Below are 7903 nucleotides of genomic sequence, written 5' to 3'. Positions count from 1 at the left end.
CGAGCCGGCGTGGTCCTCGCCGCGCTGATCCTGTGGCTGCGAGCCGAGGAGCAATGACTCACACCAACAAGATCAATTATGAGACACGGCCTAGGCGCTAGGCAGTTGACGGACGAAGCGGACGCGCCTCCCCGCAACGCAGCTCACCCGCACGCCAGCCAGCCCGCCCGGACCACCGACGCGAGCACTCCGCCGGCCACTCCGCGCCGGGCGGACCGGCGGTGCAGCCTCCCCCGGCCGTGCCGCTTCCGGCACCACATCGCACCGGACCGCGACAACGAGGCGCACGGCCTGCCCCTCCGCCCGCCCCTCCGCCTGCCGCCCGACCGGCCGGCCGGCCACTCGGCCTACAGCCCGGAGGACGCCACCCCGAGGCACGTCGAGGCCCGCTCGGCGCCCGTCCGTCCGTGCACGGGTGTGACACACCACGGTCGATCGGCGCTCAGTCAGGTACGGCCCATCCCTGCCACCGGTGCCGAGGTGCGAGACGCTGCCCGCGCCGCGGCGAATGCCCCTGAGGCATTCGCCGCCGAGTCATGCCTGAAAAGAATTCATGACACCTTCCGGATACCACTCCGCCGCATACTGAATCGGTTTCTCAGCGACAAGTGTCAATACGTGGCGGGACTGCGCCACCACCCCCGCGCGCCCTGCGCCCCGCGCACGACCCGGCCGGATTTCGGCGTACGGGCGGCGCGGACGGCTGCGGACGGATCTGCCAGCAGATATTGGCCCGGCAATTCCCGACCAAAATCCGACGGGAACACCGCCCGCTGTGGCGAAATCCTGCCATTTGTGCGCCCGCCCTTTCCCGCATACCTGATCCTTCGTCATGATTCCGGCCGAGCACCACGGCGTACTGTCCGGCCCGCTCCCCCGCCGGGTGGCGGATGCCGGCCGATCGCCGGGACGCGCCGCCGGCGCCCGCTCCACTCTCAGCCCGCTCCACCCCCTGCCCGCTCCACTCTCAGCCCGCTCCACCCCCTGCCCGCTCCACCCCCCAGCCGGCTCCGCCCTCAGCCCGCGCCGACCCGGCGCCTCGGAGCCGCGCGACCGCGCACCCGCGGTCCCACCACGGAAGGAACCGAATGAAGCGAAAGCTCGCCGTCGGAGCCGTTCTGTCCTCCTCGGTCGTCCTGGCCGGCGCGATCCAGGTCGGTGCCGGATCGGCCCACGCCGCGCCGGCGCCCGTCGCTGTGGCCCGCGCCCTCGGCCTGTCGGGCCAGGAGCAGTTGATCGTGAAGGACATGATCACGGACCCCGACGGCACCCGGCACGTGCGTTACGAGCGCACCTTCGCCGGCCTGCCCGTCCTGGGCGGCGACCTGATCGTCCACCAGAGCGCGCAGGGTGCCATACGCTCCGCCGACCGCGCCGTGGCCGGCCGGGTCGCCCCCGCCTCGCTCACCCCGAAGCTCACCGCCGCGCAGGCCGCCTCCAAGGCGCACGACGCGGTCGCCGCCACCGTCGGAGCCCCGGAAGGCGACGAACCCGCCCTCGTCTCGGTCGACCGGCCGGGGCCGGCGCAGTTGGTGGTGTGGGCGGCCTCCGGCACCCCGCGACTGGCCCACCGCACCACCGTCGAGGGCGTCCGCGCCGACGGCACCCCGAGCAGCCAGGTGGTCGTCACCGACGCCGCCACGGGCGAGGTGCTGTCCAGCCACGAGCAGGTGCAGACCGCCAACGCGACCGGCACCGGCACCGGCGTCTTCGTCGGCTCGGTCCCGCTGACCACCACCTACACCGGCTCGACGTACCAGCTGAAGGACGCCACCCGCGGCGGCCAGTACACCGTGTCCATGAACGGCAAGCAGGGCGGCAAGGGGACGCTCTACACCGATGCCGACAACGTGTGGGGCACCGGCCTGGTCTCCGACAGCCAGTCCGCCGCCGTGGACGCCCAGTACGGCGCCGCCGTGACCTGGGACTTCTACAAGAACACCTTCGGCCGCCTGGGAATCCGAAACGACGGTGTCGGCGCCTACAGCCGGGTGCACTACGGCAAGAACTACTCCAACGCGTTCTGGAGCGACAGCTGCTTCTGCATGACGTACGGCGACGGTGCGTCCAACACCCACCCGCTGACCGCGCTCGACGTCTCCGGCCACGAGATGAGCCACGGCGTCACCGCCAACACGGCGGGCCTGAACTACTCCGGCGAGTCCGGCGGCCTGAACGAGGCCACCAGCGACATCTTCGGCACCGGCGTGGAGTTCTACGCCAACCTGGCCGCCGACAAGGGCGACTACCTGATCGGCGAACTCGTCGACATCCACGGCGACGGCACTCCGTTGCGCTACATGGACAAGCCCTCCAAGGACGGCCACTCCGCCGACTACTGGTCCTCCTCCGTGGGCTCCCTGGACGTCCACTACTCGTCCGGCGTCGCCAACCACTTCTTCTACCTGCTGGCCGAGGGCAGCGGCGCGAAGACGATCAACGGCGTCAGCTACAACAGCCCGACCTACAACGGCTCCACCGTCACCGGCATCGGCCGCGACAAGGCGCTGCAGGTCTGGTATCGGGCGCTGAGCGTCTACATGACCTCCACCACCGACTACAAGGGCGCGCGCACCGCGACCCTGAACGCGGCGACCGACCTCTACGGCGCCGGCTCCGCCGAGTACGCCCAGGTCGCCGCCGCCTGGGCCGCGGTGAACGTCAGCTGACGCACCACGGAACGAGTACCGCGGCAGCCGGGTCTCCAGGGCGGAGGCCCGGCTGCCGCCGCGTCGGTTCCACGGGCTCGGCGGGCCAGGGGCTCGGCGGGCCAGGGGCTCGGCGGGCCAGGGGTGCGGCGAGCCGCCGGCGAGGTCGGCACGTGAGCAGCGGGTGCCCGGGACGGCAGCGGTTCAGGGGCACGGCAGCGGTTCAGGGGCCCAGGCGGGCGAGTTGGGCGGCGCGGGTGCGGCGCAGGTCGGCGGCGAGTCGCCGGGTGGACGCCGCGGCACCGGCGGTGGACTCGGAGTCGGCGAGGCGGACGGACTGCTCCAGGTACTCGCGCAGGTGCAGGACGGCGTAGCGGTCGAAGTCGGCACCTCCGGTCCGCTCGGCCTCGGCGTACTCGGCGGCGGTGGTGAAGCCGGGCATGTCGTGGCCGGTGTGCGGGTTGTCGCCGGAAACCCCGCCGAGCCGGGTCAGTTCCTGCAGTCGAGCCAGGTCGCCGCGGCCTCCGGCGGCGATCTCCGAGGCGAGCGAGCGGAGTTCGGGGCCGGTGGCCCGCTCTGCGGTCAACTCGGCCAGCCGGACGTTCTGTTCGGTCATCGGCACCAGCAGTTGCAGCCAGGCCGCGTCGGTCGGGTTGAATGCGGTGGCAGAAGGGGCGGCCGGGGCCGCCACGGCAGCCGCGGGCCGGTCCGACGGCCGGGCGACCGCCGCCAGGGCGCCGCACACCGCGAGGGCGGCCACGGCCGCGGCGACGAAGGCTCGTCTCATCGTTCCTCCTGGGCCTCCGGGTGCGGCGGGGAAGGGACTCCTGGCCGCACCCGGAGGGGTCGTCGGGTCAGGCCGTGCCGCCTGCACCGCACTTGACGATCGGGGCGATGCAGTCCCGGACCCGGCGGGCCATCTCGGCCGCCGGCCAGACGTTGAAGAAGTCGCCGTGCATCGTGTAGCCGGGCCCGGAGGCCAGCCGCAGCCGCGACGGGTCGCCGGTCACCGGGTAGCGCAGCACCTGGCGGAGCTTGGGCACCGGGATCGGGTGGCCGGCCGGGCAGGCGCCGTTGACCGGGTAGGACATGTGGCTCTTGTGGTCGGCGGAGTCGAGGTCCTTGCCGTTCCAGCACTGCGGGAAGTCCAGGTAGGACTCCAGCATCGATCCCGCCGGGCAGTTGACGAAGTCGTGCGAGGGGTTGACCTCGCCGGCGTGCAGGCAGGACCAGCGGGCGATGCTGTTGTCGTTCGGTCCGGTGGCCTTGGCGTTGCCGGCGACGATCCGCAGGCCGCGCGGCAGCGGCTGGGTCTGTGCGATGACCTCGTCGCGGACGCCTTCGCCGAGGTAGTAGAAGGTGGTGCCGGTGGGCTCGACCGGGACGTTGTCGGCGTACAGGGTCGGCACCCAGTAGGAGGAGGTGTCGACGGCGGGATTGCAGGTGCCGCCGGACTGCTCCAGCCGGCCGAGGTCGGAGTTGGCGTCGGTGGCCGCGTTGCCGAAGAAGCTGTGCATGTGCGAGGCGCCGGACAGGCCGGGGAAGACGATCGGGTCGTCGGGCAGGCGGTGGCTGAACGGGCAGTCGGCGAGGAACTCGGCGACCCGCACGGCGCCCGGCGGCACGCCCTGGGTCCCGACCGAGCCGTAGACCTGGAACTCCCAGAGCGAGACGCCCCAGACGGTGGCGCGGGCGGTGGCCAGGACGCGCACGTACCGGCCGGTGGCGGCCAGGTCGAGGGTCTGCCGGCCGCCGGTGGCGCCGGTGACCTGGCGGACGGTGAGCCAGTCGTTGCCGTTCGCGGAGACCTGGACCTGGTAGGCGCTGGCGTAGGCGGCCTCCCAGCCGAGGACGATGCGGTCGATCGCGGCGTTCCCGCCGAGGTCGACCCGGATCCACTGGTTGTCGGCGGCGGCGCTGGACCAGCGGGTGCCGTCGTTGCCGTCGACGGCCAGCGAGGCCGGGTAGGCGGCGTTCTCGACCGAGGAGGAGGTGACCGGCCGGCCCTGCGAGATCGGCTGGTCGACGGCCTGCGCCGGGCCGGAGGTGCCGGTCAGCACCGCGCCCGCGGTGAGAACGGCGGCGGCCAGGGCCACCAGACGGCGCCGCCAGGCGGCACGGCGGTGGATCTGCGGGCGCGGTCGGGAGGACCGCAGCACGGTGGGACTCATGGCTCTCCAATCGGGTGGGGTCGGAGCCTGAGCGCACGGTGCCCGGGTGGGGCGGCGGCACCGCATGAGAGAGCGCTCTCTCAGGGGAAGATAGGAGCGCCCCTAAGGAGTGTCAAGGAGTCATGAGGATGCTCCGTCAACGGATCGATGCCAGCGCTCCCGCATCCCGACGCATCGTCAGAGAGCGCTCACCCGTCGGACATCGCTGAACGGTCGGCCGGGACAGCTGGATGCGGAGCCCGGCCGATCCGGTCGATCCGGCCCCGCCCGGGCGGCGTCGGACGTGGATCGCGCCGATCGTGCCGCCGGGCCGCGCACCGCCGGGAAAGTCCAGGGACGGCCGCGGGCCCGGCCGCTACGATCGGCGCCGCACCCGATCACGGCGGCCGACCCACCGCCCGCCCCGCGGACGACATGGAGGACTTCCGATGACGCAGGCGCCCGAGCGGCAGGCCGACCATCCCGAGCGGCTGACGGCCGGCCATCCCTTCCGGCAGTGGAAGACCTGGCGGATCCCCGGCACCGGGCTGACCCTCACCGGCTACTCGCGGGCCAACGACAAGACCTTCTTCCACGTACCCGAGCTGCGCTGCAGCCTCGACGCCGGACTCTGCGAGGGACGGCAGCCGGACACCGTCTTCCTCACCCACACCCACGCCGACCACGCCAAGGACCTCGACTTCCTCGCCGCCAAGGCCTCCGGGGTCGACATCCACCTGCCCGCCGCGGCGGTCCCGTACGTGGAGTCCCACCTGCGCGCCTCGGCCGAGTTGAACCACGGTCCGGACTACGACCCGGCACTCGCCGGGCACCGGCTGCACGGGGTCCGGGGCGGCGATGAGTTCTCCTTCGGCCGCGGCGGCCACCGGGTCCGGGTGGTGGAGTGCGAACACAAGGTGCCGTGCGTCGGGTACGCCTTCTCGGAGGTGCGGACGGCCCTCGCCGCCGAGTACGAGGAGCTGCGGCGGACGCTGCTCGCCGAGGGGCGCGGCGCGGAGTTCGGACGGATCGTGGCGCAGCGCCGCCGGGAGGGCGCCGAGGTCGACCGGGAGGTCGTCCGTCCGCTGTTCGCCTACCTCGGCGACACCCATGTGAACGTCTTCGACCGGAACCCGTGGCTGCTGGAGTACCCGGTGGTGATCACCGAGTGCACCTACCTGGACGACGCCGAGCTGGAGCGGGCCGACCGGGTCGGGCACACGGTGTGGAGCCGGCTGAGGCCGGTGGTCGAGGCGCACCCGGAGACGCTGTTCGTGCTGACGCACTTCAGCCTGCGTCACTCCGACCGGGAGGTCCTGGAGTTCTTCCGGTCGGAGCGGGAGCGCGGCGGGCCCGGCAACGTGCTGCTCTGGGTGCACCCGGAGAGCAGCCTGCCGGAGCAGCACCAGCGGACCGACGGCTGACCGGCCGTCCCGGTCGGCCCGGGACGGCCGGACACCGAGCCCCGAACGGCAGGAGCACCGTCATGACCGACACCCCGCCCGACCCGTGCACGGCGGCCCTCTCCCACCCCGACCCGGCGGTGCGGGAGCAGGCCGTGCGCGCTCTCCGGTCCCGGGATGCGGCCGGGATGGACGCCCTCCCCGCCCTGCTCGCGCTGTTCGGCGACCCGGACGGCAGGGTGGCGTGTCAGGCACGCACAGTCGTCGAGGAGCTCGGGGCGCGGGCCGTCCCCGCCCTGCAGCGGATCCGGCGTTCCGGGCCGGGGCGGCTGAGGTCGGCCGCACTGACGGCCCTGGCCGAGATCGGCGGCGAACCGCTGCTCTCCGCGCGGGACATGGCCGCCGTGGAACGGCTGGTCCGGATCAAGCTGACCGCCGACCGGCCGCAGCCGCTCAACGCCTGCTGGCTGTACTGGATCGCGGTGGCGGGCGGCGACCAGCCGGGCATCATGCGGGTCCTCGGGTTGACCGAGCCGCGGCCGGTGACCTTCGAGCTGGGCAACGCGATCCTGGACGCGGACGTCCACGGTTTCGGTGACGACGAGCCGGGCAGCCCGCTGGGCCGGGTGTTCGTGACGCCCGAGCTGGACGGCTGGACGCTGGTGGCCGGCGCGTGGTGCGACCCGTGCGACGCGGAGCGCGGCGAGGAGCTGCGGGAGCGGTGCATCGAGCTGAGCGCACGTTACGGCCGCGCCCAGGCGTACTACTTCGGCGCGCAGAACGACGGATCGGCCTGGCTGGTCGCCGAGAACGGCACGGTGGTGCGCCGCTACCAGGAGGCCGGTGACGCCGACGACGGGCTGTGGACCCTCGGCGAGCCGCTGGAGTACGAGCGAGCCCGGCGCGCCGGACTGGGACTGCCCGTTCCCTGGGACGACACCGTCCGCGAGGACCTCGACGACGCCGAGGACGAGTGGCGGTGGGAGGCGTTCGATCTCGCACGCGGGATCGCTGCGACGCTGAGCATCGATCCGCTGGCGATCGGACCGCACACCCCGGTGCGGGGCACGCCGATGATCGCCCTGACGCCCGTCGGCGTCGCCGAGGGCGTGCCGCGCGGCGCCTACGCGATCTGACGCCGTGGGCCGCCGGCGATCCCCGGGCCGGTGGCCCGGCAGGGGCCGCCCGGTTGCCGTCGGCCCGCCGGCCGGGCGCGGGTCAGTCCGACCGGCCGCGCCGGGCGGCCCGCCGCGGCGAGGGCGCGCACCTCCGCCAGTTGCTCCGGGGTGAAGCCACGCTTGAGGATCGGGGTGAAGAACTTCGGAGCGTGGAGGAGCAGGAAGAAGTCCGCGGTCTCCACGAACCGGACGGACCACCAGGCGATCTCCGAGGTGTGGCCCGGACGCCGGACGGTCACCCCGGTCTCGGTGACGGTGACCTCGGTGGCACCTGGAACGCTCGGCGTCTGCTGACGGGCGGCCGACCGGGTGCCGATGGTGAGGTGGGCCAGGAGCCCGAGGGCCATGAGTGAGGACCAGGTGCCGAGCGTGACGTCCCCGAAGCTCCAGATCTCGAGCTGACCGAGCAGCAGGAGACAGACGACCGCCGTCCAGGCGTTCTTCCGCGGTTTCGCCAGCGCCTGCTGGAAGGCCCGCACGCGTTCCTGCGGGGTGGTCTCGTAGCTGACCGTGATGTGCATGGT

The 7903-nt window shown here is 73.1% G+C and carries 6 protein-coding genes; 3 read left to right on the top strand and 3 right to left on the bottom strand.

Annotated features, from left to right (window positions below; translation table 11 throughout):
- Positions 1 to 1088: 1088 nt before the first annotated feature.
- Complete coding sequence (locus tag AB0O09_RS35955; RefSeq protein WP_363549331.1) at positions 1089 to 2669, top strand: M4 family metallopeptidase; 1581 nt, start codon at positions 1089 to 1091, stop codon at positions 2667 to 2669.
- Between the two features lie 202 nt (positions 2670 to 2871).
- Here the strand turns inward: AB0O09_RS35955 and AB0O09_RS35950 are convergent, their stop codons facing one another.
- A complete protein-coding gene (locus AB0O09_RS35950) occupies positions 2872 to 3435 on the bottom strand; it encodes a DUF305 domain-containing protein (RefSeq protein WP_363549328.1) in 564 nt (187 codons plus the stop codon).
- Between the two features lie 67 nt (positions 3436 to 3502).
- Positions 3503 to 4819: a DUF1996 domain-containing protein gene (locus AB0O09_RS35945; RefSeq protein WP_363549326.1), complete on the bottom strand. Its 1317-nt coding sequence runs from the start codon at positions 4817 to 4819 to the stop codon at positions 3503 to 3505.
- A gap of 428 nt (positions 4820 to 5247) precedes the next feature.
- Here AB0O09_RS35945 and AB0O09_RS35940 point away from each other — a divergent pair, with 428 nt between their 5' ends.
- Both AB0O09_RS35940 and AB0O09_RS35935 read left to right on the top strand, forming a co-directional pair.
- Positions 5248 to 6222 carry an MBL fold metallo-hydrolase gene (locus tag AB0O09_RS35940; protein ID WP_363549324.1) on the top strand — a complete coding sequence of 325 codons (975 nt, stop codon included), beginning with the start codon at positions 5248 to 5250 and terminating at the stop codon, positions 6220 to 6222.
- Positions 6223 to 6284: 62 nt separating this feature from the next.
- Positions 6285 to 7337, top strand: coding sequence for a HEAT repeat domain-containing protein (locus tag AB0O09_RS35935; RefSeq protein ID WP_363549321.1), 1053 nt, complete (start codon positions 6285 to 6287; stop codon positions 7335 to 7337).
- Here the strand turns inward: AB0O09_RS35935 and AB0O09_RS35930 are convergent.
- Positions 7325 to 7900 carry a YcxB family protein gene (locus AB0O09_RS35930; protein WP_363549318.1) on the bottom strand — a complete coding sequence of 192 codons (576 nt, stop codon included), beginning with the start codon at positions 7898 to 7900 and terminating at the stop codon, positions 7325 to 7327. The genes AB0O09_RS35935 and AB0O09_RS35930 overlap by 13 nt on opposite strands.
- Positions 7901 to 7903: the final 3 nt, after the last annotated feature.

The organism is Kitasatospora sp. NPDC093679 (assembly GCF_040683455.1).
Lineage (GTDB): Bacteria > Actinomycetota > Actinomycetes > Streptomycetales > Streptomycetaceae > Kitasatospora > Kitasatospora arboriphila.
The sequence above is the reverse complement of the archived record's forward strand: the minus strand, read 5'-3'. Positions and strand labels throughout refer to the sequence as shown.